The organism is Sphingomonas changbaiensis NBRC 104936, from assembly GCF_000974765.1.
GTDB classification, from domain to species: domain Bacteria; phylum Pseudomonadota; class Alphaproteobacteria; order Sphingomonadales; family Sphingomonadaceae; genus Sphingomonas_B; species Sphingomonas_B changbaiensis.
In genome coordinates, this window is record NZ_BBWU01000015.1 from 38,334 (window position 1) to 56,374 (window position 18,041).

The following is an 18,041-nucleotide window of genomic DNA, read 5'->3' on the forward strand; positions in this document are numbered from 1 at the left end:
CGCAATTGCGGAAAGGGCCACGGGATTGCAAGCCAAGTCCGGCTATCGCGCTCACCGATTTCGCTTTCTCGCCCACAACGGGGGAGGGGGGCAGGCGGGCCGGCCGCGGCTCCCGCGCTTCGCGTAATGGGCGCCTCTCCAGACCGACTGGGACACGCAAGCGGGGTTTCGCTACACGTCCGGAACGGAAGGCCGGCGCATGCGCTTGGCAATGCCGATGAACGGGAGAGTTTCGATGAAAATGCGTATTGCGTTCGGCCTGGCGGCGGCAGCGACTATGGCTCTGACCGGGGTGCCCGCCGCGGCCCAGGGCGCGAACGAGGATGTGAAGTGCCTGCTGGCCGCCAACCTGTTCGTGAAGGCCGAGAAGGATCCGACCAAACACCAGATCGCGGTGCTGTCGTCCTATTTCTATCTGGGGCGCGTCGATGGCCGCCTGTCCGGCGCACAGCTGACCGCGGCGATCAAGGCGCAGGCACCGACGATCACGCCCCAGGCCGCAGGCCCGATCATGACGGCCTGCGCTAAGCGGCTGCAAAGCGCGGCGATGGCGGTGGAGACGATCGGCAAGTCGCTCACCGGCAAGAAATAGCGGCTGCCCGATCGCTGTGATCGGGGTTGACACTAATGAGAATGATTAGCAATAGCGGACCCCAGAGCAAAAAGGGGTTCGTTGAATGCGTGTGTCTGCGGTCGCTGCGAGCGGCGCTTATCTGGCTTTGGGCTGCATCGGGTTCCTCGCGACCGCACCGGCGTGCGCCGCGGAAGGGGCCGACGCGACGATGCTGGCCGATGCGGATATGCAGGCGATTGTCGTCACCGGGCAGCAGGGCCGGGACCTCGAAAGCCCCAAGTCGGTCGCGCCTCTGCTCGACACGCCGCAGACGGTGACCGTCATCAGCGACCAGGTGCTGCGCAAGCAGAATTTGCTGACGTTGCGCGATGCGCTGGCGACGATCCCGGGCATCACGTTCGGGGCGGGCGAAGGCGGCGGCGGCTATGGCGACAGCATTAACCTGCGCGGCTTTTCGGCCAACAACGACCTGACCCAGGACGGCGTTCGCGACAGTGCGCAGTACAGCCGCACCGATCCGTTCAACCTTCAGCAGATCGAGGTGTTCAACGGCGCCAACTCGGTGTTCAACGGCTCCGGATCCGTCGGCGGCACGATCAACCTGATATCGAAGCTGCCCCAGCCCGATGACCTGACGATCGTCCAGGGCAGCGTCGGCAGCGACGATTATTACAGGGGCACCGTCGACGCGAACTGGCGCGCAAGCGACCTGATCGCGGTGCGGCTGAACGCAACGATCCATCGCAATCACGTGCCCGGCCGCGATGTGGAACGCTACAAGCGCTGGGGCATTGCGCCATCGGTGACGCTGGGCATCGGCGGCCCGACCAGCCTGACGCTCGCCTATCTGCACCAGAAGGACGACAATACGCCGATCTATGGCGTTCCCTATTTCAAGAACCAGCTGAACGACGGCTCGCTGCCGGGGACCAGCCCGACAGACTATTATGGCTATCGCAACCTCGACCGGCAGGACATCACGGTCGACCGGCTGACGGCGATCTTCCGGCATGATTTCGGCGGCGGTGCGGAGGTGCGCAACCTGACGCGCTGGCAACGGGTCGCCCAGTACAGCCAGACCAGTGCGCCGCAGGGGACCTTCTGCCTTGCCGAAACCGGGCGGCAGCCGGTCTCCGCCGGTGCCGACGATCCGGTTGGCGCGCCGTGCCCCACGGGGCTCGCGCCGGGCTTCTGGCAGCCGTCCGGCCCGCGCGGGCTGGTGCGCGACCAGGACAACCAGCTGCTTTACAACCAGACCGACCTGCGCTGGGTAACAGGCGAGAAGGGCGGGGTGCGGAATACGCTGGTCGCCGGCGCGTCCTTCACCTGGGAGGATTACCGGATCGAGACGGCGTCGCTGCCGCGGCTCGCCGACGGCTCCGCCGCGCCGCTGCGGATCGAGCGCATCGTCGACCCGGTGACCGTCTATGACGGGCCGATCAATTTCACTGTGACCGCGCACTCGAAAAGCGAGACGCGAAACCGGGCGGTGTATCTGTTCGACAATCTCGAGATCGGGAAATTCGAGCTGAACGGTGCCGTGCGGTACGAGCAGAACCGGGCGCAGTTCCGACCGATCCCGCTGCCTTTCTACGCGCCGGGCGAGCGGGTGCCGGCCGCGGACGAGCTGGCTGTGCAGCACAGCAATGAGAATCTCTTTTCGTACCGCGTCGGCGCCGTGTTCAAGCCGGTCGAGACGGTCAGCCTCTACGCCTCATTCGGCAACTCGAAGACGCCCTCCTCAGCAACCGTGCGGCTCGGCTGCACCAGTGGACGGGGCGATACCTTCGTTAATTTCTGCGACGTCGCGCCGGAAAAGGCGCGGAATTACGAAATCGGCGTGAAGGCGGACCTGTTCGCCGGCCTGCAAGCGACCGCGGCGCTGTTCCGCAACGAACGCACGAACTTCCGCGTGCCTTCCAACGATCCGGCGCTGCCGGCGGGCTTGCAGGTACTCGACGGACGGTCGCGCGTGGACGGCGTCGCGCTGGGCCTGACCGGCACGATCGCGGAGGGTTGGACGGTGTTCGCCAACTATACCTATCTCGACAGCAAGGTGCTGCAGAGCGTGTCCGACTCCTGCCTTGCCAATCCCGGCAGGGATTGCAGCAACAGCGCCGCAATTCGCGATCCGCAGCGCGGCGACGAGCTGGTCCAGACGCCGAAGCATTCCGGCAGCCTGTTCACCAGCTATCGTTTTCCGTTCGGGCTCGAGCTCGGCTACGGCTTCACCTACCAGGGCAGCTTCGCGCTCAACCAGCGAACGCTGCTGCAGCGGACCCAATACCGGTCGGACGATTACCTGGTGCACCGGCTGTATGTCGCTTACCCGGTCGTGCCGGGCCTGACGGCGCAGCTGAACGTGCAGAACGTGACCAACGAGCATTATTTCACGTCGATCCGCAACAATGTGAACGCCAGTTCGGGCGTGATCACCGGCGGCTGGGCGGCACCGGGCGAGACGCGCTCGGCGGTGTTCAGCCTGATCTATAGCTTCTAGGCTGCGGCCCATGATGATCGCGATCCCCGATGTGCTGAACGCCGAACAGGTTGCGCGGGTGCGCGCGATTATTGACGCGGCGGAATGGGTCGACGGCAATGTCAGCTCCGGCCGGCAGGCGGCGCTCGCCAAGCGCAACGAGCAACTGCCCGACGACAGCGCCGCTGCGCGTCAGGCAGGCGGGATCGTGCTCGACGCGCTCGGCCGCACGGCCTTGTTCATTGCCGCTGCGCTGCCCGCCAAGGTGCTGCCGCCGATGTTCAACCGCTATGCCGGCGGCCAGGCGTTCGGCACGCACATCGACAATGCGATCCGCATCAAGGGCGATTTCCGGATGCGCGCGGACTTATCGGCGACGCTCTTCCTCGAAGACCCGCAGGCCTATGACGGCGGCGAGCTGGTGATCGAGGATGCGTTCGGGACGCACAGCGTCAAGCTGCCGGCCGGGCATCTGGTGCTCTATCCGTCGTCCAGCCAGCACCGCGTCGAGCCGGTCACGCGGGGAGTGCGCACCGCGAGCTTCTTCTGGATCGAAAGCATGGTCCGCGACGATGCCGCGCGGCGCACCCTGTTCGAGCTGGACGGGGCGATCCAAGCGCTCGGCGCCAGGGTGGGGCAGGGCGATGCCGCGATCGTCCAGCTGACCGGCGTGTATCACAATCTCTTGAGACGGTGGGCAAACAGTTGAGCAAGGTCGAGCTTCGCAACATTTGGTTCAGCGTGCACAAATGGGCCGGACTGCTGCTTGGCCTTCTCATCATCCCGCTGAGCCTGAGCGGATCGGCGCTGGTGTGGCACGACTGGCTGGACGCGCAGGTCAACCCGCAGCGCTACGCCGTCAGCGGGCCCGCGACGCTGCCGCCCAGCCGCTATGTGGCGGCCGCCCAAGCCGTGCTGGCGCCGGGCGAGCGGATCGCGTCGCTGCGCTATCCGGAGGGAGGCGAGGGACCTGTCGTGATCGGCGCGGTGTCGGCCAGGGTGGGGCCGCCGCAGCGGACCAACATCTATTTGGGTGGCGCGACCGCGCGCGTGCTCGACAAGGCCGGATCGAACGAAGGCGCGGTGCGGGTACTGCATCGGCTGCACGGCAGCCTGCTGGTGCCGGGCATGGGGCGGCAGATCGTCGGCTGGATCGGCGTCGCGATGCTGACCTCGTCCCTGACCGGCCTGTGGCTCTGGTGGCCGCTGACCGGCAGCGTCCGGCGCGGTTTTCGCTGGAAGCGCCGGCCGCAATTCGATGCCAACCTGCACCACCAGCTGGGCTTCTGGATCTGCATTCCGCTCGCCATGCTGAGCCTGACCGGCGCCTGGATCAGCTTTCCGGCCTTCTTCGGATCGATTGTCGGCGAAAGGGCGGGGCAGCGCCCGGCGCCGGCGGTGCCGCTCGCCGAACCGGTGCAGCGGGTCGACGAGATTGTGCGCGGCGTGGGCGGGCAGCCGATTGCGATCACCTGGCCGACGGACAAGAGCCCGGCTTGGAAAGTGACGCTGGTGCAGGGCGACGCCGAGGTCGCGGACGCGAGCGGCGCGGTGACGACCCGCGCGCCGCAGCCGGAGACGCTCGCGCGCACAATGCGCCGCTGGCACGACGGCACCGGCATGGGCCCGGTGTGGCAGGTCGCAATCTTCCTCGGCGGGCTGATCCCCGCGGTGCTGGCGGTGACCGGCGCGACGATGTGGGTCGGCAGCCGGAAATGGCGCAAGCGGCCGGTGCGGAAGCTGGCGCCGGCGGAGTAGGGCGTTCCTGTCTCTTGAGGGAGCTGGGAGAGGGTGGTTGGCCGTGTACCACAGCACCCTCTCCCCGCTCAGGCCCGCAGGCCTGAGTCGCCCACTCCCCTGACGGGAGAGGGTTTAGCGTCCCAGCAGCACTCGGGCCTGGCCCGCGATCTGGGCCAGCATCGCCGCGTTCGGCGATGTGGTCGCGCGGGCGCGATGGATCAGGTCACGGAACTGAGCGACGCGGTTCGCCTGACGCTCGAGCCAGTCATTGGCATAGGCCTGCGGGTCCTTGGCGTCGGCACGGGCGAGGAACTCCAGGCGCATCTGCTGGAAATCGCGCGCGAGGCCCGCCGCCAGCAGCCGCTCCCACGGATCGCTGGGGCTGAGGCGATTGGCGGTCGCCTGGGCCCAGTCGAGACCGAGCGCTTCGCCCAGGCTCGTGAAGGCGCGGGTGAGCACGACTTCATCGGTCTTCGTCTCGACGCCCAGCGTGGCGAGGCCAACGGCGCCGTCCATTTCGTAGAGCTGGGCGACGCGGCGGACGAGCTCGGCGGGAGCGCCGGCGTCGATGAGGCGCTGCGTGAGCGCCGCCGACGAGGCCTGAGCTTCCTCTTCGAGCAAGCCCTCGAGATTGGCCTCCAGACGGGCGATGCCGGGACCGAGCCGCGCGACCAGCTCGCCGGGAAGCGTGCCGGGCTCAGCGGAGCGCAGCAGGTCTGCCATCTGCGCCCGGACTCCGACGGAAAGGGCGTCGAGCAATGTGATGCGCGCGGCCTCGCTCATCGGTGCGACATCGATCGCGTCCCACAGGTCGCGGAGGCCATAGAGACGAGCCGCAGCGACGAAGGTCGCGGCCAAATCGCCGAGCGCTGCGCCTTCCTCCTCGGCCAGCTCGAACGGGTGGATCACGCCCAGTCGGTTGACCAGGCGGTTGGCGATCTTGGTTGCCAGGATTTCACCACGCAGCTGGTGCTGCTCGATCGCCCGCGCGTACTTCTCCCGCATTTCAGGCGGGAAGGCGGCAAGGAGATCAGGCACGAGGCTCGGGTCGTCGCCCAGACGCGCGGTTTCGATCGCGTCCTGCAGCGACAGCTTGGCGGTCGAGATCAGCACGGCCAGTTCCGGCCGGGTCAGCCCGCGTCCCTCCTGCGCGCGGCGCAGCAGCTCGTCGTTCGCGGCCAGGCCTTCGACCGCGCGGTCGAGCCTGCCTGCCGCCTCGAATGTCTCGATCAGTCGGACATAGGCGGGGAGCTCATCCGTCGCGCTGCTTTCCGCGATCGACAGCGCAAGCGTCTGGTGCCGATTGTCGTCGAGCACCAGTTCGGCGACGTCATCGGTCATCCGGGCGAGTAGCGCGTTCCGATCGTCGAACGCCAGCCGGCCTTCGTTCATCTCGCGGTTCAGCGCGATCTTGATGTTGACCTCGTTGTCCGAGCAATCGACGCCGGCCGAATTGTCGATGAAGTCGGTATTGATCCGCCCGCCATGCGCCGCGAAGGCGATGCGACCGGCTTGCGTGACGCCGAGGTTTGCGCCCTCGCCGACGACGCGGGCACGAAGCTCCTCGCCATTGACGCGGAGCGCATCGTTGGCGGGATCGCCGACCTCCTGGTTCGATTCCGCGCGCGCCTTCACATAAGTGCCGATGCCGCCGAACCAGATCAGGTCGGCCGGGCTCTTCAGGATTGCCGAGATCAACGCGGCGGGTTCAAGGGAGTCCTCGCTGATGCCGAGCGCTTCCTGAGCCTCGGCCGACAGCGAAATCGTCTTCGCGGTGCGCGGGAACACGCCGCCGCCCTTCGAGATCAGCTTCTCGTCATAATCCGCCCAGCTTGAGCGGGGCAGGTTGAACAGGCGGTTGCGTTCCTCCCAGCTCGCCGCCGGATCGGGATCGGGATCGATGAAGATATGACGGTGGTCGAATGCAGCGACCAGCTTCAGCGCCTTCGACAGCAGCATGCCGTTGCCGAACACGTCGCCCGACATGTCGCCACAACCGACGACGCGGATCGTGTCGGTCTGGACGTCGACGCCCATTTCCGCGAAGTGGCGCTGGACCGAGACCCAGGCGCCCTTGGCGGTGATGCCCATTGCCTTGTGGTCGTAACCATAGCTGCCGCCCGACGCGAAGGCGTCGCCGAGCCAGAAGTTTCGCTCAAGCGCGATCGCGTTGGCGACATCGGAGAAGGTCGCCGTGCCCTTGTCGGCGGCGACCACGAAATACGGATCGTCGCCGTCGCGCGCGACCACCTGCTCGGGATGCACCACCTTGCCGGCGACGATATTGTCGGTGACCGAAAGCAGCGAGCGGATGAAGATGCGGTAGGATTCCGTGCCTTCCGCCAGCCAGGCGTCGCGGTTCGTGGCAGCGCTCGGCAGATGCTTCGGGAAGAAGCCGCCCTTCGCGCCGGTCGGTACGATGACGGCGTTCTTCACGCGCTGCGCCTTCATCAGGCCCAGGATCTCGGTGCGGAAATCGTCGCGCCGGTCGGACCAGCGCAGCCCGCCGCGGGCAACCGGACCGGCACGCAGGTGGATGCCCTCGACCCGGGGCGAATAGACCCAGATCTCGCGCCACGGCACCGGGGCCGGCAGGCCCGGCACCTGATGGCTGTCCAGCTTGAACGCCAGAGCTTCGGCCGCGGCAGGCGAGTAGGCATTGGTCCGCAGCGTCGCGGCGACGACGCCGCGGATCATCCGCAGGATGCGATCGTCGTCCGCCGCCTGCACGCCGGCCAGTCCGGTGTCGATGCAGGCCAGCGCCGCGTCGGCCGCGCCCTCGAAGCAATTTTCGGGGTTATGGCGTGCATCGAACAGGTCGATGATGCCGCGGGCGACGGCGGGCGCGCGGCGCAGCGCGTCGACCACCGTCTGCAAGCCGTAGGACAGGCCGGTCTGGCGCAGATAGCGGAACCAGGCCCGGAACAGCACCGCCTCGTGCGGCTGCATCGAGTTGGTGACGACCAGGCGGTTGAACTGATCATTCTCTGCCGCACCCGACAGCACGGCGGCGATTGCCGGCTCGATCACGTCCGCGCGGGCCAGCAGCGTGTCCGGAACCTGGCCTTCGTCCAGCTCCAGCAGGAAATCGGAGATATCGCCCAGGCCTTCGTCGAGTGTCGCGGGCACTTCCTCCATCACGCGGAAGCCGAAATTCTCCAGCGCCGGGACGGCCGAGGAAAGCGGCACCATTCCGCCGACATTGAAGATCTTCAGCCGCAGCTGGCGCGGTCCGTCCCGATCGAGCCGGTGCAGGCGGACAGCGCGTGCGCCCGGAGCTTCCAGCTCCGCCAGCCGCAGCACGTCCAGAGCCGCTTCGGCGGGAGTGTAGCGGCCGCGGTAATAGGCCGGGAAGTGGTTCGCATATTTGAGCCGCAGCCGCGCCGCACGGCCGCTGTCGACATGCTCGGCCAGAGTCGCCTCGATGGCCGGCGCCCAGCCGCGCACCATTTCGCCGATCCGTTTGTCGAGCGCCTCGGCATCGGGAAGCCGGCCCTGACGAATATCCAGCGTGTAGCGAATGAGGGCGAGGTCGCCGCTTTCGAGCGCGATGCCCCAGTTCAGGATCTTCGCGTCGGCCGAATCGGCGAGCATGCGGCCGATCGTTACCCGTCGCGCGGTGGTCAGCTCCTCGCGCGGCAGCCAGACAAAGGCGAACACGTGGCGATCCAGCGCCCCCGCTACCGTCACCAGCTTGGGACGCGGCCGGTCGGAGAGCGACATGAAGTTGAGCGCCAGCCGTTCCAGATCGGCCGGGGTGAAGGCGATCAGCAGATCATGCGGCAGTGTCGCCAGCGCATGCGCCAGCGCCTTGCCGGCGTGACCGGCCGGATCGAAGCCGTATTTTTCCTGCAGCGCCGCAAGACGGGCGCGAAGGATCGGAATCTTGTTCGGCGGAGTCGCCAGCGCGGCGCTGGTCCAGAGCCCGGCATGGATCGACATCGCGACGATCTTGCCGCCCTCGCGGCGGGGCAGCAGGATCAGGTCCAGCGGCGCGCGGCGATGAACGGTCGCGATCAGGTTCGACTTGATCAGCAACGGCGCCTCGCCGCCATTTTCGAAATAGTCGAACGCGCGCATCAGCGAAGCCTGGGCGAGCAGATATTTGTGCGCGCCCGTCCTGGAGATCCCGAGCGCATCCGACTTGGCATTGGCGCGGTCGCGCACTTCGTGGCCAAGCTGGGTGAAATGATAGTCGAGGAACCAGCGCAGCAGCGCCGCGCCCTCGCCATCCTCCATGCGGTCGGCATCGGCCTTCATCGCCTGCTGCATGGCCGGCCAGTCCTGGACGGCGGCGCGGACATCGGCGAGCGCTGCCTCGATCTCGTCGCACAGCGTCCGGCGCAGCTTTGCGTCGGCGCGTTCGACTTCCATGTAGATCATCGATTCGCGACGGCCGCTCTCGTCGCCTTCGACCAGGCCCAGCAGCTTGCCGGCATCGTCGCGGCGAACGCGCAGCACGGGGTGAAGCACGCGGTCGATCGACAATTCGTGCGCCGTCACGGTGCCAGCGACCGAATCGACCAGGAACGGCATGTCGTCGTTGACGATCGCCAGCCGCATGAAGCGGCGGCCATGGCCCACCGATTCCAGCCTGACCGAAGGCGTGCCGGGCGATCGCTGCGCCGCCGCTTCCGCCAGGAACCGCGCGGCCTCGGCCCGGGCTTCGTCGTCAAAGCCATCGAGCTCGCCGGGCAGGGCGCCCTTCACCAGGGCATGCATGATATCGGTGATAAGCTGTTGATCCGGCGTTTCCTGCCGGTCGCGCGTGGCCGTCGCCATGTAACTCCGCCTGCGATGTGAGCCCGTCGAAAGCGGGCCTGATGGCAGGCGCTATGCGCCGGGCCGACGACTATCTCAACCCCGCAAGGTCAGGCGGCGGCTTTGCAGAGCGCTTTGTCGATAAGAGATGCGTCGGTGACGGGCGCAAGCAGAGCGAGACGACCCGTGGCCGTGCGCCGGGCGACCAGGATCACAAACTCGTCGTCGCCGCACTCGAAATCGACTTCGGCCTTGGCCGGGACGGCCCGGAGCGTCGTGCGGGCCTGTTCGGCGCGATTCGGCTTCGAGGCCGGCGCGCGGAGCGCCCGCTCGACGCGAACCACGGCCTTCAGTCCGCCTTCGAAGCCGTTGAGATAGTCAGCGAAGTTGCCGCGCGCGATCCCTTCGCGACGGGCATGGCTGAGAGCGGCCGCATATTCAGTCAACCTGGTCTTGTCGTATGCGGCGCCGAACACGAGCTTCACGATCGGCGTCATCGGTGCGCGTGCCTGCGCGGTCACGCCTTCGGCTTCCAGCAACGCGGCATAAGCCTCGGGCTGCTCATCCGCCGCCAGCGCGAAATCATAGGCGCGGCCGATCGCCGCATAGAGGGCGGAATGGGCGCGGCCTTCCGACTGCTCGGCGCCTTCGGCGCTCAGGCGCGCGGCGGCGAGCCAGTGGTGAAGCAAATGGGTCTCAGGCTGCCGCTCCGCCTCCGGCCAGACCGGTGCCGCTTCGGGCGGGGAGGGGGCAGCGCCGAGCGCGCCCGCCACTTCGCGTTCGAGTTCGTCGCTGAGCGCATCGGGGGCGGCATGCTTCCAGTTGATGACGCCATAGACATAGTCGATCGTGTCGCCGTCCGACGAGAACGGCATCAGGATGCCGCGATAGAGCGTCGGCAAGCCGCGGTGATTGGTGAACTCCGCCTCGAACCCGATCGGCGCCCGGTTGGCGATGATCTGCATGCACGGATCGGTCAGCCGGGACACGAGCGAGCGCGCCGGCACGTCGGCGACCGTGCGGATGCCGTAGAGCATGTCGCATTCTTCCCGCAGCGCGCGGCCGAGATAGGTGACGGTCGGATTGTCGAGCTCACGGCTGAAATCAAGCAGCACGCTATGCGGGCCGAAATCGGAAATGCTGGCCGGATCGAGATCGTGGATCGACGGGCAGGCGCGGCCGTTCAGCAGCGACGTCCAATATTCATAGGCGCGGACATGCATCCGCCGCTCGCTCCCGCCGATCACCGGGGGCAGGAATTCGCCGGCGAAGTCGTCCTCGTCTTCATCGCGGTTGAAGTCGTATGCGCTGTCCATCGCCGTGCCCTTTTGCCCGACATGGTGTGCGGCAATGACGGTTAACGGCGCGTAAAAGACCCCAGGGTGTGTATCGAGTACACACCCTAGGCAAACGCCCAGCGCAGCGTCCGCGCGACGCCGGTGGTGCCGGCGCGGACCAGCGGCGTCAGCGGGCCGGGTCCGGCAAGGCCGTGCATCCGCCGCGCCCAGTCCGGCAGCAGGTCGATGGCGGCCTGCATCGTCAGCTTGTGGAGCGGCTCGGCGCTGGGCTTGTGCGCGCGTGTGCCGAGCACCAGCGCGGCCACCTCGCGGGTGCGCCCGTCGGCGATCAGCTCCGGGCGCATTGCCTCGATCAGCCGCTGCGCCTCGAGCTGGCTGCGCGGCACCGGATCGGCCCCCAGCGCTCCGCCGATCTGCGCCATTTCGGCGAAATAGCGGTCGCGGTCGGCGCCGCTCATTCGCGGCTCGGCATAGCGCCGCCAGCCGGCCAGGCAGCTGACCGCCTCCGTCACGTGCACCCAGGCGAGCAGGCGCGGATCGTCGGCGCGATAGGGCGTGCCGTCGGGCAGGGTGCCCGATACGTGCGCGTGGATCGCGCGGACGCGGGCGATCGCCCCGTCCGCTTCGTCGCGCGCGCCATAACTGGTCAGCGCGATGAACCGCGCGGTGCGGCGGAGGCGGCCAAGCATGTCCTGCCGGAAGTTTGAATGATCCCAGACCCCGGCAAGCACCGCCGGATGCAACATCTGCAGCAGCAGGCCGGAGATGCCGCCGACCATCATCGCGGTCACGTCGCCATGCACCCGCCACACCACCGATCCGGGCCCGAACAGCCCGTCCGGCCGCCGCACGACCGGCGTCTGCCCTGTCGCGCGATCGTTGAAGATCGACACGACTTCCGACGCGATCCGCCGCTTCAACAGCCGGGCGAACGGCAGGGCAGCGGCACCGGCATCGGGGTAACGCGCGGACATGGGCGAGAAGATAAGCGCAAACCAGCTTCTTGCCAGCGCCGATTCCCGCTGATAAGCGCCCGCCTCGCCCCGAGCCGCTTTAGCTCAGTTGGTAGAGCATCGCATTCGTAATGCGGGGGTCGCAGGTTCGAGTCCTGCAAGCGGCACCAGGGTTTTCACAAGGCATTCTCGAAACTTGCTGCCGAACGTGCTTTCGGATGGGTGGCCGCTTGGGTCCTGTTTGGGACGCTTTGGGCAGGAAAACGCGGCAAACCTAGGCTAATCCCAACACGCTACTCTGTCTCCGAGATGAGAAGCTCGTCAGTGAATCCGCGTCCAGCGCTCAGCCACGTCGGCCCCAGCGAACGATGCGAGGTGCAAACTCGACGCGGACGGGCTCGCCCTTTGCCTTTAGCTGGTCGTGGGACATGTCGATAAGCTGATCAATCATAGCGAGCACGCTTTCTTCGGTCATAAGAGACCGCTGGATCAGATTAGTAAAATAGCCAATGTGTTCGAGGCGCTCTTCCTTTTTGCCTTTCCGTCGTTTCGCGGTGCGGAAAGCCCCGCGCTGATCGAGCGAAACCTCAAAACCCCGCTCTCGAAGTGCACTCCAAATATGTCCGGGATTAAATAGGGAAACCACCAGAACGCGACCAAACAGGATGTCGCCTAAGACCTGTGTATCGATTGGCCATTGCGCAAACGGTAGGGTGTCGAAGGAAACTCGAAGTTCATCTTTCGAACTGCCGATGCTGCCGACGATCATACTATTATCAGGACTATCGGACTTAACGAGGCTGAGTGCCCTACTTTCCACGCCGGTGAGTAGCTCGTTAACAGGAGTTTCCTTACGCGGAAGATAGCGGTCTGACAGTCGAGACGTTTGCGACATTCGAAGAGCCCCCAGCAGCATCCCCTTTCCAGCTTGCTCCCATTCGAAACCGCGAGCGTGACTCCTTGCGACAACAGCTTCTAAGGCTTCATAATAAAAGCCGTTGTGCCTCGCATTTACCCTAGTGGTGGTTGAAGCCCGTGCGCGAGAAACCGCTTCCCCCATCCGATCGCGCTGCCGCTTCAATCTAGATTGCATGGCGGGTGTTAAAACCATCGGTTCCAAGCGCGTTCTCTTCGGCGAAACCTTATTTGCTGGCGGCTTTGGAAATGATTCCCGATCGCCCGCGATCAGCGTCATCGAAATTTGAATCGTATTCTCGTCCTGACGTCTGGTTTTTATTTCGCCTATGCAGGCGACCCGCGCCGTAGCGAGATCAATAAACGTGATGTCACCCAGGCGAAGGAACGACGTTGTGCCATGATAGATAAGTAGTTTGCCGTCCAAGCCTTGCATGTTCTCTAAGGTGAGCCGCTCCCCAACCGCCCCCAGTTTTGGCGGGAGGAGGAGTTGCGGCTGCTGCTTCAGATGTTCGGCGATAAGGTCACGGTCACCTTCGTAAAACGTCCAGGCGAAACCGTCGCCGATTGCTCTCGATAATGCCAGAACTTCCAGTAGTGCATCCGCGTAGCGAGCCAACTTCGCCATTCGGCGCGAAAACCAGCTTATCGAGAGTTTGGATTTGCGCGCAATGAGCCGCTTTTCTTCTTGTTTAATCGAACGGTAGCGATCCTCTACTTTGGCGATGACTCCCAGCAGGCGGGGCTGGAAGCGCAATACATCTGCTCCGACAATGTCCTTTTTCCCTCCGATGATTGAGGAAAGGGTCTCGAAGCAGCCGTGCAAGTCGGCTTCGGCCAAGTCGATCGTTTCGCGTATGGCCCTCTTGGAAATGGGAAGCGGTCGAATATTTGTTCCCCTTTTGACCCACTATACACGCGACGCCGCCGCGCTGTCATCCCGCAAACACTTCAGGCTGTTCGCAAGATGAGCCGTTTTGAACCGAGCCCCGCAAAGGGCTATTGCGGTTCGTTCCGCCAGCTAGCAAGGTTGCTTTGCCTCTCGTGAAAGCCGGGAGGTGGGACGTGGAAACCCCTTTTGAGACAACTCGGTCGCCTGTTTTGGAGGCCGTGTGGCATGCGCGTATGTCCAGCCAGCTTGCCGTAGCTACCCGGGTGCCGTTCAGGAGAGCTTGACCAGGTCCGACGTATCGAGACTATGAGCGCTCGGAGGAGGGCTCATGAACCGTCGAGAGTTTCTGGCAAATGCGGCGGCCCTTGGTTTGGCCGGGCTGTGGGCGGGAACCGGCAAGGCTGCTGCCTCGCGGGTCGCGTGGCGCGAGGATCGGTCGGCTTATCCGCAAGGCGTGGCGTCGGGCGACCCCGACGAACACAGCGTCATTCTGTGGACGCGCCGCCCGTTCGACCAAGGAACGCAGAATCGGCTTTGGGTGGAAGTCGCGCGCGACCCCGAATTCCGGCAGGTTGTCGCGGCGACGCACGCTCCGGTCCTGGCAGCCGCCGATTGGACGTGCCGGGTCCTGGTTGGCGGCCTCGCGCCGGCGACGGCCTATTGGTACCGCTTCACCGATGACGGCGGGCAGGGCAGCCGGATCGGCCGCACGATCACTGCCCCAGTCGCCATGGACCCGCGCCCGGTGCGCTTCGCCTTCGTGTCATGCCAGAGCGTTAATGAAGGCGCGCAAAACGCGTACCGTCGCATGATCTGGGAAGACGAGCGCGCAGCCCCGGACAAGCGCCTCGGCTTCGTGCTTCATCTGGGCGATTTCGTTTACGAGGTCGTCGAATATCCGGACGAAGTGCCGCATCGCTATTCCCGGACCGTTTACGACCTCGGCCGGGTGCCGGACGCGCGGAAGGTGCGGAACTTCCACGTCCCCACCACTCTCGACGGATATCGCCACGTCTACCGCGCGCATATCGACGATCCCGACATGCAGGATGCCCGCGCGCATTTTCCGTTCGTGTGTATCGGCGACAATCACGAATTCTCGTGGCAGGGCTGGCAGAGCTTCATCAAATATGACGGCAAGGTCGAGCCGGCACAGCCGCTGAGGGTCGCCGCCAACCAGGCCTGGTGGGAATATATCCCGTCCCGTGTGCGCAAGGCATCCGGCGCCGGCCTCGATCAATTCGGCCCGCCGGCCGTGTCCAAGGCGCCGATCACGACGTTCGATGATGACGGGTTCGGGGCGGAGCCCAACAACCGCACCGCCGTTGGCAGCATGACCGCCTATCGGGCGCTCCGCTATGGTCGGCATGTCGAGATCATCCTGACCGACTTCCACAGCTACAGGATGGAGGACCCGACCGGCCGGCCCGAGGCCGCGGCGTTCGATCTGCCCGATTTCCCGATGATGCTCCCGCAGGAGGTGCTCGAGACTCTGGACGGGGGCAGGGACTATAACGGGGGGCGGCCGCCCGGGGCGATCACGGTGGGCGACAAGACGGTGCCCAATTTCCGCAAGGATGAGCCGCGCGTCACCGTGCTCGGAAGCGAGCAGAAGAAATGGCTGAAGGAACGGCTGACCAGCTCGCGCGCGACGTGGAAGATCTGGGGCGCGACGAACGGTACGCTGGACATGCGAACCGATCCGCAAAACCTGCCGCCTGGGCTCACCAGCCCTTGGCCCGGCAAAACCTATGCGACGTTCGGTGGCGGCGACTTCAGCGCGGCGCGCAGCGAGCGTGCGGAGATTTACGACCTGGTCCGCGATCGTCAGCTGACCGGCTTCGTCACCGTATCGGGCGACCGGCATAGTTTTTGGGCGGGCTACGCCGCGGATGCCCTGCCGCCGGCCAAGTTCGACCCCGTGGGCGTAACCTTCATCACCGGCTCGATTTCGGCTCCCGGCCTGGCCGAAGCGCTGGAATATGGCCTCAAGGACCATCCCCTGCGGCCGCTGTTCGTGTCGCAGCGGCCGGGCGCCGCGCCAGAGGCGACCGTGAACCTGTCAATCAAGCGCGGCGTTCGTTCAGCGCTGGACTATGCCGCGCATGGCGACATCGATCGCGCGCGCGCCGTCACCAATCCCGATCTCGCGCCCCATCTCGAATTCGTCGACATGGGCGGGCACGGCTATGCTGTCGTCAACGCCGGACCCGATGCGATCGACACGGAGTTTGTGTGCATCCCGCGCCCGATCGCCCGAGCCGAGACTGCCGATGGCGGTCCGCTGCGCTATCGGGTTTCGCACCGGGCGCCCCTTTGGAAGCCTGGCGAGCGGCCGCGGCTGGAGCAGCACATCATCGAAGGCAACGCCGACTTATCGATCTGACCGTGGTCGCCCCGGCGCTCGTCCCCCGTGCGTTACAAATCAATCGTGAGATAGGCCGAGGCCGAACGCGCCGAGTTGGGGTAATAGGCGCCCGGCCCGGCTACGCCGAAACCGCGGGCGTCGAACAGATTGCCGATCTGAAGCCGTGCTGTCGCTCGGTTGCCGCCGATCGAAAATGCGTAGCGCCCGCCGAGGTCGAGCTGGGTCCGTGGTGGCACATCGACCGCGTTGTCGGTCGTGGCGGGCGTGCGGCCCCTCTGCGAAAGTGCGGCGTCGAACGACAGGCCGCGAACGGCGGCAACGTCCCAGTTCGCGTCCAGGTTGAAAATATGCGCGGGAATGCCGACGGGGTGGCGGCCGATGCGGCTCGCAGCATCGCGCGGAACCTGGACCTTGGCGTCGAGCAGCACTCCGCCGGCAACGATCCTCAGCCGGTCGGTCAGATTGCCCGAAAGCGAGAATTCCATCCCTCGGTTCCGCGTGGTGCCGATCGGCACATAATTGCCGGTTTCATCGAATCCGAAATAGGGGCGGCTGAGCTCGAACACTCCGGCAACGGCCTTCACGCGCGACGTCACATCGACGCGGACGCCTGCGTCCGTCTGCCGGGTGATGATCGCCGGCAATGCCTCGTTGCGGTTTGTCGCATTGGCCGGCGGCGAGCCGCTCTCTTCGAATCCGCGCGAATAGCCGCCATAGACGGCGACGCCATGAAACGGGAGTAGCGTCAGCGTGCCGTTGTAAAGCAGCGGCGACCAACGCGAGACGATCCTCTGGTCCGGCGTCACGCTCGATTTCCGATAGACGCTCTTCGACAGGCCGAAGCTCAGTTCGCCGACCCCTTTCCAGCGGCCGTCATAAGCGATGCCGTAGATCCACTGGCGCAGGCGGTCGTGCGACAGCGCCCCGAAGCGAAATTGCGGACGGGGCGTGTCGATGTCCTGGTAAATGGACGACGTTCCAATATCGATCTCGTCAGCGCCGCCGTAATCGCGCTCGGCCGTGCGTCCGCGCACGCTGAAATGCGCTGTATGCAGCCGCTTTCCTTCGGCAATCGTGTGCGTCAGCCGAACCTCGCCGCTGTTGCCGCTCTTGTTCACCGGCGGATCGGCGAAGATCGTCCGGCGGCCGGTGCCGTCTCGCCCGATGTCGGCGATCAGATAAGTATAGCCATTGCGCAGATGTCGCAGGGACCGGAACAGGCCGACCTGCAGCAGCCAGTCCGGCGAAAGGGATGCTGACGCCAGCACGCCAAAGTTGAAATGGGTGCGATTGATCCCGTTCCATCGTGGACCGGGATAGTGTCCCGGCCGCGGTTCAGGCGGCAGGAATTGTCCCGCCGGGATATAGACGATGGAGCTTTCGTCATCGATGTCCGTGAATGCGCTCCAGAAGGGCAGCACCTCGATTCCGGGCGACGGGTGCCATCGGCCGATCAGCGCTTCCGAATGATAATAGTTGCTGGTGCCGTCGGCGAAGTGGGTTCGCCCGCCATTCAGTCCGACGCCGAGCGACAGGGATGAAAGGACCGGCAGCGAGCCGTTCAGCTCGACGCCTGCGCTGCCATAGCTGTCGGTGTTCAGCAGGACCGATGCGCCGGGCCTGTCGGCGGGGCGCCTTAGCCTCTGGTCGACGATGCCGCTCGGCGCGGCGAAAGGATAACCCTGGGCCGAAAGCCCGACCTTGATCGATTGGGAATCGACGACAAGGCCGGACAGCCCGACGACCGGGGCGAAATACAGTCCGTCGATGCGGAGATTGCCGGCATCGGTCGGCGAAAAGCCGCGGACGTTGCCGGCGTCGTAGATTCCCAGGCTTTCGCGTCCGACGCTGTAGCCGAACGCATCCTGGGCCTGGGTGACGGCATTGTCGCCGGTCCGGCTTTGCGCTCGAAGAGCGCCGGGTGGGAACGCAAGGACAAGCGCTGACGCAACCAGCGGTACTGCAACGAATCTGGCCATCCGGCGAAGCTGGCCCTTGTCCGGACGCTTGCGGAATTACTTTGGGGCGAAGTGGCGAAATAGCCGGCGCATGCTCGTCAAT

At 65.7% G+C, this 18,041-nt stretch carries 10 protein-coding genes and 1 tRNA gene; 6 read left to right on the forward strand and 5 right to left on the reverse strand.

What is annotated here, in order from left to right; translation table 11 throughout:
- The first annotated feature begins 235 nt into the window (after positions 1 to 235).
- The 4 genes from SCH01S_RS02820 to SCH01S_RS02835 all read left to right on the forward strand — a co-directional run bounded on the left by SCH01S_RS02820 (position 236) and on the right by SCH01S_RS02835 (position 4,811).
- Positions 236 to 592 (forward strand): hypothetical protein, encoded by a 357-nt coding sequence (locus SCH01S_RS02820; protein ID WP_046347258.1) that lies wholly within the window; start codon positions 236 to 238, stop codon positions 590 to 592.
- Between the two features lie 85 nt (positions 593 to 677).
- Positions 678 to 3,074 (forward strand): TonB-dependent receptor, encoded by a 2,397-nt coding sequence (locus SCH01S_RS02825; RefSeq protein WP_046347259.1) that lies wholly within the window; start codon positions 678 to 680, stop codon positions 3,072 to 3,074.
- A 10-nt stretch (positions 3,075 to 3,084) separates the two neighbouring features.
- Entirely contained in the window at positions 3,085 to 3,762 is a 678-nt protein-coding gene (locus SCH01S_RS02830; RefSeq protein ID WP_046347260.1) for a Fe2+-dependent dioxygenase, read from the forward strand.
- Positions 3,759 to 4,811, forward strand: a complete 1,053-nt coding sequence (locus SCH01S_RS02835) for a PepSY-associated TM helix domain-containing protein (protein WP_046347261.1) — start codon at positions 3,759 to 3,761, stop codon at positions 4,809 to 4,811. The genes SCH01S_RS02830 and SCH01S_RS02835 overlap by 4 nt, the downstream gene beginning before the upstream one ends.
- Before the next feature lie 114 nt (positions 4,812 to 4,925).
- On the opposite strand, the gene SCH01S_RS02840 is transcribed toward SCH01S_RS02835, so the two are convergent.
- The 3 genes from SCH01S_RS02840 to SCH01S_RS02850 form a co-directional block, all read right to left on the reverse strand.
- Positions 4,926 to 9,575: an NAD-glutamate dehydrogenase gene (locus tag SCH01S_RS02840; RefSeq protein ID WP_084689365.1), complete on the reverse strand. Its 4,650-nt coding sequence runs from the start codon at positions 9,573 to 9,575 to the stop codon at positions 4,926 to 4,928.
- Positions 9,576 to 9,664: 89 nt separating this feature from the next.
- Positions 9,665 to 10,870 carry a PAS domain-containing protein gene (locus tag SCH01S_RS02845; RefSeq protein ID WP_046347262.1) on the reverse strand — a complete coding sequence of 402 codons (1,206 nt, stop codon included), beginning with the start codon at positions 10,868 to 10,870 and terminating at the stop codon, positions 9,665 to 9,667.
- A gap of 86 nt (positions 10,871 to 10,956) precedes the next feature.
- The gene (locus SCH01S_RS02850) at positions 10,957 to 11,826 is read right to left on the reverse strand and encodes an oxygenase MpaB family protein (protein WP_046347323.1); all 870 of its coding nucleotides are present in this window, start codon (positions 11,824 to 11,826) and stop codon (positions 10,957 to 10,959) included.
- Between the two features lie 73 nt (positions 11,827 to 11,899).
- Between SCH01S_RS02850 and SCH01S_RS02855 the strand changes: the two genes are divergently transcribed.
- A tRNA-Thr gene (locus SCH01S_RS02855) sits at positions 11,900 to 11,975 on the forward strand.
- A gap of 173 nt (positions 11,976 to 12,148) precedes the next feature.
- On the opposite strand, the gene SCH01S_RS02860 is transcribed toward SCH01S_RS02855, so the two are convergent.
- Positions 12,149 to 13,561 (reverse strand): hypothetical protein, encoded by a 1,413-nt coding sequence (locus SCH01S_RS02860; RefSeq protein ID WP_046347263.1) that lies wholly within the window; start codon positions 13,559 to 13,561, stop codon positions 12,149 to 12,151.
- Between the two features lie 379 nt (positions 13,562 to 13,940).
- Between SCH01S_RS02860 and SCH01S_RS02865 the strand changes: the two genes are divergently transcribed.
- A complete protein-coding gene (locus SCH01S_RS02865) occupies positions 13,941 to 15,998 on the forward strand; it encodes an alkaline phosphatase D family protein (protein ID WP_046347264.1) in 2,058 nt (685 codons plus the stop codon).
- Positions 15,999 to 16,030: 32 nt separating this feature from the next.
- Here SCH01S_RS02865 and SCH01S_RS02870 read toward each other — a convergent pair whose 3' ends face one another.
- Positions 16,031 to 17,959, reverse strand: coding sequence for a TonB-dependent siderophore receptor (locus SCH01S_RS02870; RefSeq protein WP_052733739.1), 1,929 nt, complete (start codon positions 17,957 to 17,959; stop codon positions 16,031 to 16,033).
- Positions 17,960 to 18,041 lie beyond the last annotated feature (82 nt).

Bases quoted from the DNA above. Each gene is read 5' to 3' on its own strand.
- SCH01S_RS02820 (WP_046347258.1), top strand. From the start codon at position 236: ATGAAAATGCGTATTGCGTTCGGCCTGGCGGCGGCAGCGACTATGGCT.
- SCH01S_RS02825 (WP_046347259.1), top strand. From the start codon at position 678: ATGCGTGTGTCTGCGGTCGCTGCGAGCGGCGCTTATCTGGCTTTGGGC.
- SCH01S_RS02830 (WP_046347260.1), top strand. From the start codon at position 3,085: ATGATGATCGCGATCCCCGATGTGCTGAACGCCGAACAGGTTGCGCGG.
- SCH01S_RS02840 (WP_084689365.1), bottom strand. From the start codon at position 9,575: ATGGCGACGGCCACGCGCGACCGGCAGGAAACGCCGGATCAACAGCTT.
- SCH01S_RS02845 (WP_046347262.1), bottom strand. From the start codon at position 10,870: ATGGACAGCGCATACGACTTCAACCGCGATGAAGACGAGGACGACTTC.
- SCH01S_RS02850 (WP_046347323.1), bottom strand. From the start codon at position 11,826: ATGTCCGCGCGTTACCCCGATGCCGGTGCCGCTGCCCTGCCGTTCGCC.
- SCH01S_RS02865 (WP_046347264.1), top strand. From the start codon at position 13,941: ATGAACCGTCGAGAGTTTCTGGCAAATGCGGCGGCCCTTGGTTTGGCC.
- SCH01S_RS02870 (WP_052733739.1), bottom strand. From the start codon at position 17,959: ATGGCCAGATTCGTTGCAGTACCGCTGGTTGCGTCAGCGCTTGTCCTT.